The organism is Mesorhizobium sp. M4A.F.Ca.ET.050.02.1.1, assembly GCF_003997725.1.
GTDB lineage: Bacteria > Pseudomonadota > Alphaproteobacteria > Rhizobiales > Rhizobiaceae > Mesorhizobium.
The window spans coordinates 1-468 of record NZ_RZSG01001497.1; the positions used below are offsets into that span (position 1 = coordinate 1).

Here is a 468-nt window from a genome sequence, read left to right on the forward strand (position 1 = left end):
GCCGGTGCTGCGTGATCTGGAAACAAAGGGGCTGATCGAGCGGCATGTCGATCCGCAAGACCGCCGCGGCGTGAGTGTCCACCGCACGCGACGCGGAGCGGAAAACTATGCCTTGTAACAACAATGGTGGGCCCGGAGGGACTCGAACCCCCAACCAAGCGGTTATGAGCCGCCGGCTCTAACCATTGAGCTACAGGCCCCACGCGGCTGGCTTAGTGTTTTTCCTTCCTCGGCACAAGGCTTTCCGGGCGGGCTGGCAGCGATCGCCCAAATCAGCCCATATTCGCGCTCTAGTTGCCAGATGCGACTGGTTCGCAGACCGAGGAGATTTTCATGACCAGACGTCTTTTGCCCCTCATGCCCCTGGCGCTTGCTGCCGCCATCGCCTTGCCGGCGGCGGCCGGCGCCGCCGATTCGCAAGCCGCGCCCCGCATCGTCGTGTCGGGCGAAGGCCATGCGACCGCAGCG

General features: G+C 64.3%; 1 tRNA gene. It reads right to left on the bottom strand.

The window, feature by feature from the left end:
* Positions 1 to 124: 124 nt before the first annotated feature.
* Positions 125 to 200, bottom strand: a tRNA-Ile gene (locus EOA33_RS38350).
* Positions 201 to 468 lie beyond the last annotated feature (268 nt).